Below are 15481 nucleotides of genomic sequence, written 5' to 3'. Positions count from 1 at the left end.
CCACCTCCTACGAGGCAGCGGTCTCTCTCGCCTCATTCCTGCTCTGGGCAAGATCCGTTTGAAGACGGACCCTAGATCTGCGAAGGCCCGGGCGAGGTCGCAGGCCCGGGTGACGTCCGGGCGGGCGAGCCGGACCTGAAGGAGGCGTTCGTCCTGGCTTTCGGTGAGCGTCTCCCGGGGCGGCATGATCCACGAGGTGATCTTGCGCGGGCTCGGGATGTCGGCCCGGACCGGTTCGGCGGTGCCCGCGCGGAGGGCGGCGAGGTGTTTGCGGACGACCTGGCGGCTGCCGCGGTAGCCGCGAGCCTGGATCTCCAGGAACAGCCGGGTGCCGCTGATCTGGCCTTGCGCCTCGGTGAAGCGAGCGTTGAGGTATGCCTTGAAGGGCTCCAGGACGCCGTTGGGGCGGCGGTCGCGGGCGGAGGCCAGCAGCTGGTCGAGGTCGGTGTCGCGGAAGCGGCGGACGGTCTTGCGGTCGAGGTTCAGCCGGCGGGCGATGGCGCTGATCGTCCAGCGTTTCTCCAGCAGGCGGTGGATGTCCTCGTAGCGGTGGCGGGTGCGTTCGATGGTCTGGGGTGCGGGGCAGCTCCGCGGGCGGTAACAGCATCGGGGGCGTTTCCGGCACCTCGGTCACGGTCTTCTCGTTGGTATGTTTGCGCAGGCAGTCGCGGTGCTGGTGGCAGGTCCTCTCCACCGCGGCGGACAGGTTCTGCAGCAGGTGCCAGCGATCCGCGACTTCGAGGGCATGAGGGGCGGCTTCCTCGACTGCCTTGGTGTAGGCAGTGGCCCGGTCCCGGCAGATGACCTCGGCTCCGGGATGCTCGGTGAGCCAGGCGGCGAACGTCTCGGAGGTGCGGTCGGGCAGTACGTCCACGACCCGGTCGGCCTCGACGTCGACCAGCACGGTGCCGTAGGTGCAGCCCTTGCGGAAGGCGAACTCGTCCACCCCCAGCACCCTCGGGGCTCGGTCCGGTATCGTCGGCGCCGTCAGCAGCCTGAGCAGCCGGGTCCGGCCCGCGGTCAGCCGCAGTCGGCGGCGCAGCCGTGCGGGGGGACGGCCGCCGGGCTCGATCGCGATCGACCGCAGCCAGCACGCAAGCCCGGTACTGGACCGACGGTAGCGCGTGGACAGACCCGGCACCTGCTCGACGAATGTCGTACGGGAACAGCTCTTCCGGTCGCAGAAGTACCGGCGCACCCGCAGCCGGACGATGACCCGGTGTGAGCCCAACGGACGCTCATCCAGGGCGCGTTGATACGTGCTGTGCACGCGGCGGGCCTGCTTGCGACAGTTCGGGCACCGGCCTGGACGGGCCGTCGACACCGCCTCCACCACCAGGATGCCGGAGGAGTCGCACATCCTCTCCACTCGCACATCGATCCCGGGAAACAGCACATCCTCAACCGCCTTGCTCGCCACGGCAGGAAGTACGCTGCCGAAACGATCCCGCGTTCCTACTGCTGACCTGGGGATTCACGGAACCGCGGCCAGAGCCGTGAAATTCCCCAGGCGCGATCCATCTCCCCACTTGGTTGACGTGGCAACGAAGTCCTGGAGTCGCCCGTCTCCGGAGGGTCCCAGGCCGGCCCGGGCGGTCCAGGGGTGCACGATCGGGACCTGCTCGCCCACCCGTCACTGTTGCGCTCGCTGACGCGCCATCGCCGGACAACTGCACGGTGCAGCGAGTTCTCCGAACTAACAATTTTTGGTCCGAGACCCTGGCCGAGGATCGCTCCTCCCAGTACGTGACCCATGTCACACGCGGTTCCTGTCAGCAATCGGGAGGCTGTCCCGCTCAAGTCGCCGGGAGCAAGCCAACCGACAGGAGCGAGACATGAAGCACCGCATCGTCGTCCTCGGCGCCGGCTATGCCGGGTCCTACGTAGCCGGGACCCTGGCCCGCCGGTTGTCCCCGGCGGACACCGAGATCACCGTGGTCAACGCCGAGCCGGACTTCGTCCAGCGGCTGCGGCTGCACCAGCTCGCGGCCGGCCGGGAGATCGACGCTCCTCAGCTCGCCGACGTCTTCGCGGGCACGGGGGTCCGGCTGCGCCTGGCCCGTGTCACCGCCGTCGACCCCGAGCGCCAGGTCGTCGCCGTGGCCGACGCCGACGGCGGAGGCGAGTTGGGCTACGACACGCTTGTCTACGCGCTCGGCAGCCACGGTGCCGACCACGGTGTCCCCGGCGCGGCCGAGCACGGTTTCGACGTCGCCAGCCGGCCCTCGGCGTTGCGCCTGCGCGAGCGCCTGGACAGCCTGGGCAGGCAGGGCGAAAGCGTGCGTGTGCTGGTCGTCGGCGACGGGTTGACCGGCATCGAGACCGCCACTGAGATCGCCGAAACGCGGCCCGGCCTGTCGGTGGTGTTGGTTGCCCGCGGCGAGCTGGGCGCCTCCCTCTCTGTCGGAGCCCGCAGCCACCTGCGTCAGGCTTGCGATCGGCTGGGCATCACCGTCCTGGAGCACACCGAGGTCGAAGCTGTCGAGGCGGCGCGGGTGCTGTGTGCCGACGGCACCGCCTTGGCGTCCGACGCAACCGTGTGGACGGCCGGGTTCGCGGTCAGCCGCATCGCCGCCGCCGGCGGGCTGGAGGTCACCGAGAACGGTCGGATCGTCGTCGATCGCACCATGCGGTCCCTCTCGCACCCGAACGTCTACGCCGCCGGCGACAGCGCCTATGCCGTCGGCGACAACGGCCGCCCGCTGCCGATGTCCTGCGCTTCGGCCGGCTACACCGGCATGCAGGCCACGGCCGCGATCGTGGGACGCCTGACCGGCCGCAAGATCCCGAACACCAAGCTGGAGTACCTGGGCAACCACATCAGCCTCGGGCGGCGGGACGGGATCTTGCAGATGGTCGACGACGAAGGGCAGGTAAAGCCGCAGTACGTGGGCGGCTGGAAGGCCGCGCGGATCAAGGCGGCCATCCTCAAGATGTCGCTGTGGACCACCTCGCACCCGACCTTCGGCCTGCCCAAGCGCAAGCACCGCCTGGCCGCCGCGCCGCACGCGTCCGCCGACAAGACGCCTCGCGTAGCCGCCTAGGGTGATTCGCGTGGACAACACCGCGACCGATCGCTTCGACACCGCAGGAGGCAAGATCGCAACGGTGCGCGGCATCGCAGCCCCCGCCCGCCTCGTCCGTCTCACCGAAGACTGGAGGCAGCACGAACCGGACACTCCGCTCATCACCCAGTGGTGAGCCCCTCGCCGACCGCCGTCCGGCGCAGCGCTCGCGTTCACGGCCAGAAGCTCGTTGAACGGCTGCTACCTCGCCCTGGCGGGTGGGGAGATCAACTCAGCAGGTCCGTCCAGCCCGTGAGCACGGGGTGGGGATCTTCAAATATCGCCATCAGTTGCAGCCGGTTCTTGATGCGGGTGGTACTCGATGGTGAGGTCGTCGTCGAAGTCGACGATCATCTGTAGCTCGGCCGTGGTCTCGTCAGCCGGGTCGATGGCGCGGAGCGTGTGCGGCTTGGTGCGGGCCGCGTCAGCGATGACATAAGCGTCCCTCGCGTCGGTCTTTGCTTCGCCTGGATACAGGTCGGCGAGGCGGCGCATCGTCAGGCCCAGCAGGTAGGCGACCTGGCAGCCCATGTCCCGGGCGACCGCCAGAGGCATGGCCTTCGCCGGCATCGCCGCCGCCCTCATCTGCTACCGCCGACTGGACCGGGCGGTCAACTCACACGGCGCCGAGAAAGCCCGGATCGACGCCATCGAATTGTCGGCATGAGTCCCGGGCGACGCCGAGCAGCTCCCTCATGGGCACGGCGCGACGGCTCGTCGCGGAGATGTCCTGGCGCGCCTCGGCAGACCACAACGGCGGAAACACGGACAGGCCCTGATCGCTGTTCAGTGCCCGGACCTCCTCTTTCCAGCCGGGCCAGCGCAGATCGGCGTAGAACTCATCGAGCGCCCCGGACACCAGCCAGGCCAGCCATGTCGAGTGCCCGACCCCCAGAGACTCCCAGCGAAGGGAATCCGGTGCGAAATAGACCATCTCGCCGCTCCCGCCGGGGCGGCCGGCGCTGGTGGGAGCGGCGCCATTGAGAGCGAAGACGCCGCCCAGCACGTCGTGGGCCACCACCAAGCCGGGCCCCGGCCGCCACGCCGAGTTAAACGTTCCGGGGAACTGATTCACGCCGGCCAGGCTCGGCACCCCGTGCGCAGCCCCGCTCGCCGGGCTGCCAAAGACCCGCAGCCATCCGTCGTCCACCAGCAGACCGCCACAGTGCAGCACCACCGCACCCAGATACGACCTGACCGTGACCTGCAGCTGAAGAAGCGACGCCCTACCCAGATCGCCATCGGGTGGAAGCACCTCGACAGACACCGGACTCGCATCAAGTGTCTCTCTGAGTTCGGGCCAGGCCGGTTCCTCGACCTCGATCAGCTGGCTCAACTCACGCATGCCGGCATCGTCGCACCTGCACCGTACGGCTCAGCCGGCAGGGCGCTTCGACGAACCACCCGCCTATCGAGATGACCTCTTAGCATCGATGAGCTGGTCGAAGCCCCGTCCGTGGCGGTCGTAGTCGACGTCATGCGTGCTTTCACCGTGGCCGTCTGGGCCTTTGCCCAGGGGGTGGAAAAGATCGTTCTTGCTGAGTCGCTGGACGAAGCCCTGGCACTCAAGGCTCGTCACCCGGATTGGGCGGCGCTCGGCGAACTGCCACCGGATCCCGAGCGTCGCCTGTTATTGCCCGGGAGCTTCGGGCCGGGTCACTGCCGGGGTCGGCCGCCCTGCCGTGTGCCGGGCGTATGCGCAGGTGTGCGGCCGGGCCGGATCACGTTGACAGATGCGGTCAGTTTTGGACGATCGGCCTGGAATGGTGGCTCCACCTGCCTCACCTGCCGTAGCCGGAAGATGTCGAAGCCACCCGAACGTCCGCCGTAGACGCGATCAGCCCGCCCGTCCGGGGTCCCCTTCGACCACCGCCAGAGGTCCGGAAGGGCGGGCTAAGCGCACACCGACCGACCCGCTCGGCATGGCCACGACACCGCCTCCTGGACCGGACGCAGGCCCGAGATTGCGCTCGATTCGGGCCGCCGCACCTGCCTCCGGAGGGCCTGGAGGCGTGACGCCCCCCATAGGGCCCAGATCACATCCTATCCGGCATCGTAGCTGAGGAATGCCCTGAGCTGGACATAAAGCTGCTATAAATACATATTTCCGACATTTCTCCGAAGTTGGATAGTACGTCACATCATTGCGCCCCGACCTGTCCGCCGCTAACCATGTCTGTCGTTGCCGGGAAGCCAGGCGACGGACCGAGCGGATCCCCGCCAGGTCCGCCCGCCCTCACCCGCAGCACGGGGTCCCACCCCAGGCCGCCGCGAGCAGCGGTAGGCGTCGCTGTTGTCCCCCACCGAAGGGTTCCTTTCGTATGACCATGACCGCCCGCACCCGCATCGCTCGTCTTCGCAACCTCGGCCTCACCGCGATCGCCACCACCGGCGCCGCGACCGCCGCCCTCACTCTGATGTCGACGAACGCGCAGGCCGCCGAAGCGACGCAGACGCACGCCCCCACCGCGGTCAAGGTCGCCGGGAACAACAACCGCGCCACCTCCCAGCAGAAGACCGGCACCGCCAACAACCTCGACGGCTGGATCAAGCAGTCTCTGCAGATCATGAAGGCCAAGGGCATTCCCGGCAGCTACGAGGGCCTGAAGCGCAACATCATGCGCGAGTCCGGCGGCAACCCCACCGCTCAGAACAACTGGGACGTCAACGCTCAGAAGGGCACCCCCTCCAAGGGCCTGCTCCAGGTCATCGACCCCACCTTCAACGCCTACCACGTCTCCGGCACCGCTCACAGCGTCACCGACCCGGTGGCCAACATCACCGCGGCCGCCAACTACGCTGCCCACCGCTACGGTTCCATCGACAACGTCAACTCCGCCTACTGACGGTGGCCCACACGACCGTCGACGCACTGCCGCTCCACGGGGCCGACGAGGTGCGCGGTGAATCACAGACGCAGCGGGGACAGGGCCGGCGCGAGCGAGAACACTTCAGCACCGGAAGGTTCGAACGTTCTGCTGCCGGGCCCCTGAACGCAGCGCACACACCGGCCTGAAGATGCAGATTCACGGTCGTCCGCGCCGTCGGGTGCCTGCCCAGCGGAGAGCAGCCGCCGACGGAGCTCGTCGTGAGGTGATGGCCAGGGCCGCAGTGATAGCGGCTGTCTGGCCCTGACAGCGGGCGAGGGGACGGGTGCCGATGCGGCAGATTTCAGCGGTGCCGTTCGCCGGGGGACAGGGGCCGACCGGCCACAGAGGCCGTCCAAGGCGGAGCGGTGAGGAGCGTTCTGTGCCCGACACGGAACACCGGACTGGCCGGGACGACGCCCAGGGCCATATCCGGAGCGGCCACTACCCCCTGCTTGGCCGCCGCACCTCCAGGACCGACCCGACACCGGCACCTCCAGCTCCACCCACGACAACGCCGACCAGCAGCCCGGCACCGAACGCGCGCCATGTGCCGATCCGGTCTGCTGGGGTGCCCGCGGACAGCAGCAGTGCCGCGAACATCAACGTTGGTCGGCGGTGCGGGCAGCGCTGGGGCGATCGGTGTGGAGGCGGCGGCCTCAGTAACACGTACGCTTGTGCCGCACGCGCGCCCACAGCTGTCGACTCTTTCGCCGGCGGAGCGCCGGACCGACGAGCTTCGTGACCAGTCAGTTGACAAGGCGTCAGAGCATAAGGAGTATCCGCGTGTTCGGGACGAGCTTCCGGTTCACGCTGGTGCTCTGCACGAAGATCGTGAAGTCGTCGTTGTGGTCCGGCTTGACGCGAACTTCCACGTCCGGCAGGCCGAGCAGGGCTCGGGCCTCGGGCCCGGTGTACACCCGGTCCGTCTTCTTCTCCAGCACCGCTATCTGTTTCCGCGACTGGATCTTCTCGGACTTGCTCAGCTGATAGAAAGCGCCGCCAGTACGGTAGGTGTGTCCGCATTCGGTGACCCAGTCCCGGATCGCCGCGTCACGAGTCACCGCGATCAGCTCGTACTGTGACGGATTCACCGGGGTGAGGCCGGCCGCCTTGATGGTGTCCTTGTTGACCGCCTCGGCACCCGTGGAGAACACCGCCCGCGATCCCCGGATGCCCCGGGTGCGACCCACCATGAATTTCTCGGTGGCCTGCTGGATAACCTGCCCGGCCTCCTCCAGACCCTGGGTACTCGTGGCGTCCCAGATGGCGATGTTGTCCTTCGGGAAGCCGCACTGCATGGCTTCGCGCTTGCCCATCTGGTCCGGCACAAGGACGGCCAGCGTCCAGTTGTCCCCCTGTGCCTCGATCATCCCGGCGACGGCCTTCACCAGTTCACGCGGATCCCCGGCAGGGGCATCCGGGCAGCGATGGCTTGCGTTCTCCTGCCCGTCGGTGAGTACGAACGTCAGGAAGCTGTGGTCGCCGTACAGTTGAGCCGTCTGCGCCAGCTCCCGCTGCGACTTCAGCGCGGCTGCCAGCAGAGCCGTCATTCCACCGACCCGATACAGCTGCTTCAGCGACGGCATGCGCAGCACGTCCTTGTCGTAAATGACGCACTCCACCCTGTCGGCGAAGACGTACACCGTGACGCGGGTTTCCTGGTCCAGTTCCCTTGATCGGCGGGCAAGATATGCGATCTGCTGGTCGGCGACCTCGACGACCTTACGGCTCAGATGCGACATGGACGAACTGGCATCCAGCACAAGAGCAACGTGATTGATGTAGTTCTGGCTTCCGGACATGACCAACTCCCCCTGTGTTCGGGTCGATCGATGCTCCTACCGTCTCACGCACCACTGACAATCACTCTTGGTCATCGTGCCGCCGGAGGGGTGCCCAGGAGCTGCGGCGACTGCGTGCGCTGCACGGTGCAGGCCCGAGCCGAGAAGAGAGGGTGCCATGACCTTCGAGATGCGCAAGGGCAGGCGAGGATGGAGCGGCGGCTGACGCATGAGCGGCCCCACAAACGCCGGCCTCGCAGCATCCGGGACAGCCTCTGGCCTGCTGCCCTGCGCCTGTTCATGACCTGTTCCTGCTGCGGAGTTGAGGTGGCAATGCCGACGACAGCTCGTCGAGGAGGTCGCCGCGGGGCTGAGCGGTGGTGCGGATCTCCGTGAAGGGGGGGCGGTGGCGATCTCCTGTCCGTCTGAGCAGTAGGTCGTCATCAGCACTCCCTCGCCGGGCGCCAGATCGCTGACGTGCAGGGTGAGCCGTTCGTGGCGGTGCGGTTCGCGGTGCCGCGTCGCGCGGCACCGAAGCAAGCCTGGCGGCCCTTGCTGTTGTCCGCGATCACGATGAGGCGGGGAGTGAAGATCGGCGGGTCCGGTTCGTAGTCCAGCCCGTCGAGGGCCTGGAGCGGAGCCAGTCCGCAGGCCAGTCGGTCGGCCACTGTGGAGACCTGCTCCCCGTTGCCGAAGACCACCCGAGCGGCTTTGACGGCGGCGACGTAGTGCCGGAGGTGGTCGTGTGCACGCGCGTCGGACGGAGCGACGATCAGCTCGCTGGCTGGAGTGAGGTGCAGAGTGCGGGCCTGGGAGGCGGGGCTGCATCCGGTGAGGAAGTGGGCACCGAGCGTGGCGCCGTCGCCGGCTGTTGATCTCGGCAAGGAAAGATCCCAGGCCTGTGACCTGGTTTTGTGCAGTGCCAGGCACCTCTAGTGCGGTTTCGTGATCTGCTGGCGAGTTCGTCGGGGAACCGACGTCGGTCCCCGCCTTCGCGAGCGAGATGACGGGCCAGGAGGCCGTTTCCAACGCCACGCCGACGACGGTCGGGGCACTTTCGGCGGCAAGGCGACGGCCAACCACGGGGTGAATTCGTGACGCAGGTCAGCCGTCCATCACCAGGCCGGTGCCGACGAGGCATTCGCCGGCACGGCCGGCGGCGCTCTGCCTCACCTGGCTGTGGCCTCACCTGTCGGTAATCTCGGAGAGCCATGCCGTGTCCTCCGGGCCCGGCGCTCCTAGGCCGGGTTCGGGCAGCCAGCGGACCTCGCCCGTGCGCAGGGCGACCGTGGCACGTGGGCGCATCGGCCCCTGGCCCCTGCGTGAGAGCAGGACGAGTTCCCAGACTGTCGCCGTCATGGTGTCGAGCCGGGCGGCGCAGTCGGCGCTGACCCGCTGCGGATCCCGGGTCCGGCCCAGGGAGAGATGTGGGGTGAAGTTCTTGGCGGGCCCACGACAACGCGGGAACCGCTGCTGCAGTAGGCGGTGCAGGTCCACCCACGGCGCCTCACCGGCTGCCGCCGGGTCGAGCCACACCGTGGAGTACGCCCTGTGCCGGAAGGTGCGCACCCCGTCCAGCCGGGCGGTGAATACCGGCATCTCGGTCGTCGCCGCGGTGAGCAGCGGGGCGGCCCGCTCGAAGTCGGACTCCGGCACGAAGCCGAAGAGCACATTGACGTGCGGCGGCCAGCGGCGGATCTGTGGATCGTAATCCCAGCGGATGTCCTGGACGGGCGGCCACAGCTCCGCGGGCGGGATCCAGGCCACCGCCGTGCGGGCCGTCGGGGACACGTTGAGGTCGTCGACGGGTTTGCCCCTGCCGGAGTCCGTGTCGAAGCTCAGGTCGGCTTGCGGGTCCCGTACCCGGCCGGCCCTCGATGTGTCGATGCGGTCCACACCCGTGGCCCGGTCCCAGACCACCTCGCCGTCCGCCTCGATGAACACGACCCTGTGCCACGGGATGTCGCCTCCGGGCACGAAGGAAGGCAGTGAGATGCGCTTGATGGCATCCCCGCGCTGGCTGATCCCCAGCACGAACCGGGCCGGGTCGAACCGCGGATCCCAGCGGACGCGGTGATAGATCTCGTCGCTGGTTCGCATCACGCCTCCTCTCCCGCTGTCACGCCTCCTCCTCCAGGGTGCCGCCCACCTTGTCCTCGACGGTTGTTCATCGCGCACCGTGATCTATCGGGTTCGATACGTGATGGAGCTGGCGTACGTCGAAGGGAGTCGTCTCGTCAGAGGTCGGCGATCGATGTGGGCAATGGGTGCAACGGGCGACCGTTCGCGGTGCCCTGATGAGGCCGACGGGAATCGTGGAAGAGTTCGTACCGCGCGAGGGCCCGTACGGATTGAGCGCCGCGCACATCTCGTTCGGCGAAAGTGCAAGCCGCGGCAGCGGCGTTCCTGCCATCCGCCGGCTTCCGTCCTTCGTATCCGCCGGCGATGTTGACTGTCGTCGTGCCGGGGCCCGGATCAGTGCCGAGTGCCGAGTGCCGAGTGCCGAGTGCCGCGTCAAGTCAGCTTTGTGTTTGCCGGACATGTGATCCGACAGTTGGCGGTCGGCAGGGCCACAGGGCGAGCACTTCGGTCCACGTGTTGAAGAGCCCCGTCCATGCCCCTGCGGACGTAGGCCCGTCTGGTGTCGGACCCACGACAGCCTGTCGCCCGTACCCGGACCACGGGGCCGTGGCCTGCGGCTGATGCCTTGGGCTGCTCCTGCGTGCCCGAGTGCTGCCGGAACCGCTCCTGCTGAGGGTTGCGCCGTGCTCCGTGACGGGCTCGGGCGGCGTCGAGGCCGCAGGTGGTGTGGATGTGCGGGTGGAAGAAAGCGGGTACGGCCAGGGCTGCGGCGAGTCGGTTCTCGGTAAAACCGCCATCTCGGACCTTACGGCCTTCGCCATCATCCTGGTCATCTTCATGTGCCGTGTTGCGTCGGCCATTTCGGCGTTCTGCCCGGTCAGAGACCCAGTAGGAGGCCCCGAATGCGGCGGCTGATGTGCTGCGCATGAGCGACGCCGAATTGTTCGGTGTGCGCAAGCTCGCCGCAGCCTCGGGACTGATTCATCAAGTTTCTACCGGCACTTACGCAACGAGACCGAACTGCTGTGGCGTCCGGCCTGACCGACGAGGAGATCCCGGCGCGCTACTGGGCGCCGACCCGAACGCTTCCCCGCCCTGGCCCACTTCGCCCGTGACGTCCGCCCCCTCGGCGTAGACCGCCGCGCCGCGTTCGAAGATCCTCGCCGCGCAACTCGCCCAACTCGCCCAGATCGAGGCCGGAGTCCCCTGACGCGCAACGACGTCGTGGACCTTGCCGGACGGTGCCTTGAGCTCGTGGGCGATGGCGGTCGGCTTGGCTGAAGTGCGGAGATGGATCGGCATGCCGGTCCCGGCCGTGCTGGCCTGGTGCTCGGCCCGGGCCGCCTCGGCGCCACGATGCCCCTCAGGGATTGGCGGCGAGATTGGTGGCCGCGGCGGCTGTCCGAAGGGTCCGCGCCAGGGATACGGCATCGTCGACGGCCCAGAAGTGGAGGTAAAACAGCCGGGGGTTGTCGCTCAGAGCGTGATTGTGCAGCTCGACGACGCTGATGCCGCCGTGCCGCAGAGCCTTGATGACCCCCTGGACCTCGCCTGGGTCATGACGAAGTCCCCGCTCACCGCGGCATGGCCGTTCCCCAGGGAGCGGATGGTGAAGGAGGTCGTCACCCCCATGGCAGGCGGCACCACGCAGTTGTCGTCGCTGATGGTCTCCTTACGGGCGAAGGAGAAGCGGTAGCCGTCCTCGCTCACGCCCTTCGCGTTGAGCGCGGCGTCGATCGCCGCGGTGTCGAGGCCGGCTGGAGGGGTCCTGTCGGGGGCCTGGGGTGCGGGCGTGGCGGTGGCGTCCAGGCAGGCTCGCATGGCGGAGGCCAGGGCCGCCGGATCGGTGGAGACTCCCCGGACGTGCGTCCACCACAGGGTGGGACGGTGGGTGAGCAGATGTTTGTGGATCGCGCACTGTTCCAGGCCGTGCGCCTGAACGGCGTCGGTGACTCGCTGCAGCTCGGCCTCGGTTGCGACTACGTCGCCCATGAGCATTGTGCGGCCGTCGGGTAGCGGGCGAACGCCGCGTACGACGCCTGCACCAGACCGCTGACCCCGTACGAGGACAGGTTCAGGTCGGAGCGGGGGAACGTGGCGCGGTAGACGATACCGTCCGCGCCCAACTGCCCAGCTCCGTCCAGTTGCCCGGCGACGGGGTGCCAGTCTGCCGGGCTCGTCACGAGGGGGTGATGCGGCTCCGCGGGGACTGCACCGCGGGTGTGCCGGGCGCGGGTCAGGGCCTGTGCCACAGGGGCCTCGGTCAGAGTGGAGGCCAGTGCGCTGCCCGTGAGGAGCAAACCGCGCCGCGATGTCTGAAGAGTGCTGCAGTCTGGGTTCACACGCCGTCCCCTTGGTCTCCGGTTGGATTGTTCGGGTCAGACCGGCATAGCGGTTTTCGTCGCCCGAGTGTGGGCGGCACGACCGAGTTTCGCCTGGTCGTGGGAGAGCGGGGTACGGCGTTCTCCGCCCTCGTCGGGGGCGTCCGTGCACAGCACTGTGGTCCGTGTCCCGGTGCGCCCGGCCCGTATGCTGCCTGCCCCGAGGCAGCTCTTCACCAGCGAAAAGCGCCGACACCACGGCCCCTGACGCATAGCGGCACTTTCTCGGATCAGGTGTGTCTCCCAGCTCCTTTCCCATACGCGCAAGCGGCTCGGAGAAGGCCTGCTCACCCGGGGGATGCCGACTGCCGGCCTCGACTTTCGCGTACGGCACGGCCCTCGGCGTGCGACGCGGTGCTCGCGGGCACAATCGATGTGGACGGTTGGCTGCTCGACCGTGCGGTCGGCTCGCTGCCCCGAGTCGCTGGGGGGCGCTCGTGGCACACGGCTGCGGATCCGGCCACGACGGCACCAGCGATCACAACACTGCGCTGGACTCCGGCAGCCATCGACAGGGCGCGCCCGTTGGCCGACGCGGGCCCGCACCATGGGCAGGGCGGAGCTGGGAGACGAGGGAGCGCGCGTGCGTCCGGCTTCGCGCCCACCCGCCCCACACCCCGTTCCCGGTTCGCGTGCCATGAAGTGGTGCCGCCGCCGTCGATCTCACCGCGCGCGGAGCGCCGCACCAAGTGCGGCCTCATCGGGTACGGCGGCCTGGGGAAGCCCCGGTCGACCTGGCTCCGTCGCACCGGGCGCGATCTGCGGCTCCACGGCTGCCTCAAGACGTGCTCCCGCGACAGTGGCCAGGTGGCGGAGGCGAACACGACGGTGACGACGCCGGACCTGTCACCGGGCACCTGGTCTCCCGCCGCGTCGGGCGACGCTGGGTCACCACGCCGTGCGAGGCTGCGCCGCGGATCCGTCCCCGACGGCGTACAGCCGGCTCCGAACACCGGGCTCGGCAACCCGAGCACCGCCGGTCAGAGCAGTGGGAAGGGCTCTGTCCCGTAGCATTCAGCGGGCAAGGGGTCCGGGCGGCCGTCGGGATCGAGGAGATGAGCGACGATGCCCGCGGCAGTGTGATGCCAGAACCGGTGGCGCCGGAGCATCGCGTGGTCACCGTGGCGCACCACGGCCATCGCCGTCCGGGCCGCCGTGCCGCGCGCCCGGCGCACATAGTCGGCCGAGTCGCCGGGAGAGGTGGTCCGGTCCCGTTCGCCGTGCAGGACCACGATATGACGGCCCGTCATGTGGTGCACCGGCTCGCCCGGCGGCCACCAGGGCGCGAGCCCGAGCACCGCGTACACGTGAGGGTGGTCCGCGGCACGCAAGGCGGCCCTCGCCCCCATGGAGTGTCCGACGAGGACCGTGGGCACGGGACCGGCCAGCGCGGCGAGCTGGTTCAGCGCCTCGTGGGTGTCCGTCACCGGGTCGGCCCGGGTGCCGTTCCAGCCGCGCACGCGGTAGCGCACCTGGGCGAGCAGGACGTCGTTGTGCGGCCGCGCGGTCGTGATCGCCCGCTGGAAGGGCACCATGCGCAGTGGCGCGAGATGCCAGGGGCGCGAGGGGCTGACGCTTGTCTCGGACCCACCGTGCAACAGCACCACGGCGGCCCGTGGGCGTGCCGGGAGCAACCGTGGCACGAGAGCATCCCCGGGTGCGGGGAGGGACGGGCTGACGTCATGGTGCACGCTCGGCACTCCCTCTCGCTCCGCGGACCCCGGATGCGTCCTGGCACCAGTGCGCCCGCCGGAGTCCTCCCGCAGAGACCGGGGCGTTGCGCACATCGTTGGCGACAATCTATCCCGGCCAGGTGCCTGTCCACAGGCGTAGGTGCGCGAGCTCCGGGTAACCGGCACCCCACGTGAGCCGTGTTGTTCCTGGAGAGGAGAGAGAGCGAGAGCCCAGATGCTCCTGGCGCATCCTGCCGTTCTGCGGAACCTGATCGAGCTTTGCGACGCGCTGCGTATCCTGCGCGCGGAGTTCGGCGGCCCTGAGAGCAGTGAGCTCACGTCCCGCGAAACGTGATCACCAATGAACAAGATCCACTTTCGCAACCCTGGCTTGATCTTTGACGCCCGGCGTCGAATGGTGCCTCGAACTCGAACTTGGTCACTCGGTTCGGTAACCGCCGTACGTCAAAGCGGACTTCGTCTGAACATGTGCTCCGACCAAGGAACACACATGTCCAGCGCGAAGGCCGTGAGGACGAGTCTGCCGCATCGCGATGCCCGGCAAGAGCCGTTGGCGGAACTGTCATGCTTCCGGGGCGAGTTCTACTCCAGTCTCACCGCTCGTTCGGATGCGTTGTTCGAGCTGGCCGATGCCGTGCTGTGCGGCGACGGACCGGTGAGGTCGCTGGCCGAACTGTCGCTGGTGGGCGAACACCGCCGTGGCCATGGTGGGCTCTACGCTGCCGTCGCCCGTGGCAGGGTCGATACCGGCCGGCTGCGGCGGGCCCTGGCCATCGACATCACCTGCTGGCTGCCCCGATGCTCACACCTCACCGCAGCGGATCCTGTGTGACACCTACGGCCGGGGCAAGGACCAGCACATCCCTGCCCCTGGCTGGCCGTACTCGATCGTCTGCGTGCTTGAGCCGGGTCGCAGTTCCTGGACGGCGCCTTTGGACGCGCTTCGCCTGGAACCCGGGGACGACAACGCTACCGTCACCGCCCATCAGCTGCGTGACCTGCTCCACCGGCTGATCGCCGCCGGGCAGTGGCAGGAGGGCGACCCCGACGTCCTCGTCTCCCGGCCAGAGCACCGAAACCCACCCTCCCCGGCCCCGGACGACCAGCAGGCCGAAAAAGCACCCGTCCTGCACCCCGCCGCGACGTGCACACACCCAAGAAGACACAACCAGCACAGGGACAAAAGAAGAGGTCAACCACCCCGAAGCCCCGCCGCACAGGTTGAAGATCAAGCTAGCGGGTGCGGCAGCCCTGCCCGTATGTCGACCGCTCGGTCGAGTACGCTCCCGAGTTTCCTCACCGCTGACGGGTGAGGCCGTTGGTTCGGGGAACCCGCACAGCGACTGAGAACGCAGGAGGCACATCATGATCGCCCTTGGCATCATTCTGCTGATCGTCGGTTTCCTCACCGGTATATCGATCCTGTGGACGATCGGGATCATCTTGACCGTGCTCGGCGTCGTGCTGTGGCTCCTCGGAACCATGGGTCACGCTGTGGCCGGCCGACGTCACTATTGGTGATATGGCGGTGTGAGCTGTCCCGAGTTTCGTAGAGTCCGGTGATCTTGTTTCAGGCGGACTGCAGGGCTTGCTCCTGGCTTCGCCAGA

14 protein-coding genes and 4 pseudogenes are annotated in these 15481 nt (G+C 68.4%); 8 read left to right on the top strand and 10 right to left on the bottom strand.

Going from position 1 to position 15481, the window contains the following annotated elements:
• Positions 1 to 7 precede the first annotated feature (7 nt).
• Positions 8 to 1360 carry an ISL3 family transposase gene (locus LE548_RS46920; protein ID WP_225102658.1) on the bottom strand — a complete coding sequence of 451 codons (1353 nt, stop codon included), beginning with the start codon at positions 1358 to 1360 and terminating at the stop codon, positions 8 to 10.
• A gap of 475 nt (positions 1361 to 1835) precedes the next feature.
• Here LE548_RS46920 and LE548_RS44010 point away from each other — a divergent pair, with 475 nt between their 5' ends.
• Positions 1836 to 3044: an NAD(P)/FAD-dependent oxidoreductase gene (locus tag LE548_RS44010; RefSeq protein WP_225102656.1), complete on the top strand. Its 1209-nt coding sequence runs from the start codon at positions 1836 to 1838 to the stop codon at positions 3042 to 3044.
• Positions 3045 to 3054: 10 nt separating this feature from the next.
• The gene (locus LE548_RS44005; protein ID WP_374116262.1) at positions 3055 to 3201 is read left to right on the top strand and encodes a hypothetical protein; all 147 of its coding nucleotides are present in this window, start codon (positions 3055 to 3057) and stop codon (positions 3199 to 3201) included.
• A 182-nt stretch (positions 3202 to 3383) separates the two neighbouring features.
• Here the strand turns inward: LE548_RS44005 and LE548_RS44000 are convergent.
• Together LE548_RS44000 and LE548_RS43995 are read right to left on the bottom strand one after the other, a co-directional pair.
• Positions 3384 to 3623: pseudogene (locus tag LE548_RS44000) on the bottom strand (transposase); the annotation flags it as partial.
• A 58-nt stretch (positions 3624 to 3681) separates the two neighbouring features.
• A complete protein-coding gene (locus tag LE548_RS43995; protein WP_225102655.1) occupies positions 3682 to 4410 on the bottom strand; it encodes a DUF2625 domain-containing protein in 729 nt (242 codons plus the stop codon).
• Between the two features lie 84 nt (positions 4411 to 4494).
• Here LE548_RS43995 and LE548_RS43990 point away from each other — a divergent pair.
• Together LE548_RS43990 and LE548_RS43985 are read left to right on the top strand one after the other, a co-directional pair.
• Positions 4495 to 4683 (top strand): annotated as a pseudogene (locus LE548_RS43990) (2-phosphosulfolactate phosphatase); the annotation flags it as partial.
• Between the two features lie 709 nt (positions 4684 to 5392).
• Positions 5393 to 5911 carry a transglycosylase SLT domain-containing protein gene (locus tag LE548_RS43985; protein WP_225102654.1) on the top strand — a complete coding sequence of 173 codons (519 nt, stop codon included), beginning with the start codon at positions 5393 to 5395 and terminating at the stop codon, positions 5909 to 5911.
• Positions 5912 to 6696: 785 nt separating this feature from the next.
• On the opposite strand, the gene LE548_RS43980 is transcribed toward LE548_RS43985, so the two are convergent.
• The 3 genes from LE548_RS43980 to LE548_RS43970 all read right to left on the bottom strand — a co-directional run bounded on the left by LE548_RS43980 (position 6697) and on the right by LE548_RS43970 (position 9816).
• Positions 6697 to 7737: a vWA domain-containing protein gene (locus tag LE548_RS43980; protein WP_225102653.1), complete on the bottom strand. Its 1041-nt coding sequence runs from the start codon at positions 7735 to 7737 to the stop codon at positions 6697 to 6699.
• Positions 7738 to 8159: 422 nt separating this feature from the next.
• Positions 8160 to 8600: an IMP cyclohydrolase gene (locus LE548_RS43975; RefSeq protein ID WP_225102652.1), complete on the bottom strand. Its 441-nt coding sequence runs from the start codon at positions 8598 to 8600 to the stop codon at positions 8160 to 8162.
• A gap of 301 nt (positions 8601 to 8901) precedes the next feature.
• Positions 8902 to 9816: an RNA repair domain-containing protein gene (locus LE548_RS43970; protein WP_225102651.1), complete on the bottom strand. Its 915-nt coding sequence runs from the start codon at positions 9814 to 9816 to the stop codon at positions 8902 to 8904.
• Between the two features lie 672 nt (positions 9817 to 10488).
• Between LE548_RS43970 and LE548_RS43965 the strand changes: the two genes are divergently transcribed.
• A complete protein-coding gene (locus LE548_RS43965) occupies positions 10489 to 10713 on the top strand; it encodes a hypothetical protein (protein WP_225102650.1) in 225 nt (74 codons plus the stop codon).
• Positions 10714 to 10723: 10 nt separating this feature from the next.
• Positions 10724 to 11008: pseudogene (locus tag LE548_RS46915) on the top strand (hypothetical protein).
• A 153-nt stretch (positions 11009 to 11161) separates the two neighbouring features.
• Here the strand turns inward: LE548_RS46915 and LE548_RS46910 are convergent.
• The 4 genes from LE548_RS46910 to LE548_RS43945 all read right to left on the bottom strand — a co-directional run bounded on the left by LE548_RS46910 (position 11162) and on the right by LE548_RS43945 (position 13783).
• Positions 11162 to 11293 (bottom strand): DUF1259 domain-containing protein, encoded by a 132-nt coding sequence (locus tag LE548_RS46910; RefSeq protein WP_374116263.1) that lies wholly within the window; start codon positions 11291 to 11293, stop codon positions 11162 to 11164.
• Positions 11275 to 11790, bottom strand: coding sequence for a DUF1259 domain-containing protein (locus LE548_RS43955; protein ID WP_263637280.1), 516 nt, complete (start codon positions 11788 to 11790; stop codon positions 11275 to 11277). The genes LE548_RS46910 and LE548_RS43955 overlap by 19 nt, the downstream gene beginning before the upstream one ends.
• Positions 11778 to 11981 (bottom strand): hypothetical protein, encoded by a 204-nt coding sequence (locus LE548_RS43950; RefSeq protein ID WP_225102649.1) that lies wholly within the window; start codon positions 11979 to 11981, stop codon positions 11778 to 11780. Before LE548_RS43950 ends, LE548_RS43955 begins: the two co-directional genes overlap by 13 nt.
• Positions 11982 to 13159: 1178 nt before the next feature.
• Positions 13160 to 13783: an alpha/beta hydrolase gene (locus tag LE548_RS43945; RefSeq protein ID WP_225102657.1), complete on the bottom strand. Its 624-nt coding sequence runs from the start codon at positions 13781 to 13783 to the stop codon at positions 13160 to 13162.
• Between the two features lie 580 nt (positions 13784 to 14363).
• On the opposite strand from LE548_RS43945, the pseudogene LE548_RS46320 reads away from it, so the two are divergent.
• Positions 14364 to 14931, top strand: a pseudogene (locus tag LE548_RS46320) (transposase); the annotation flags it as partial.
• 307 nt (positions 14932 to 15238) lie between these two features.
• Positions 15239 to 15394, top strand: a complete 156-nt coding sequence (locus tag LE548_RS43935; protein WP_225102647.1) for a DUF6131 family protein — start codon at positions 15239 to 15241, stop codon at positions 15392 to 15394.
• The last annotated feature ends 87 nt before the right edge of the window (positions 15395 to 15481 follow it).

This window comes from Streptomyces sp. CoH27 (genome assembly GCF_020181035.1).
Classification (GTDB): Bacteria; Actinomycetota; Actinomycetes; order Streptomycetales; family Streptomycetaceae; genus Streptomyces; species Streptomyces camelliae.
Note: the sequence above shows the minus strand (reverse complement) of the source record. Positions and strands in the feature narration are given on the sequence as shown.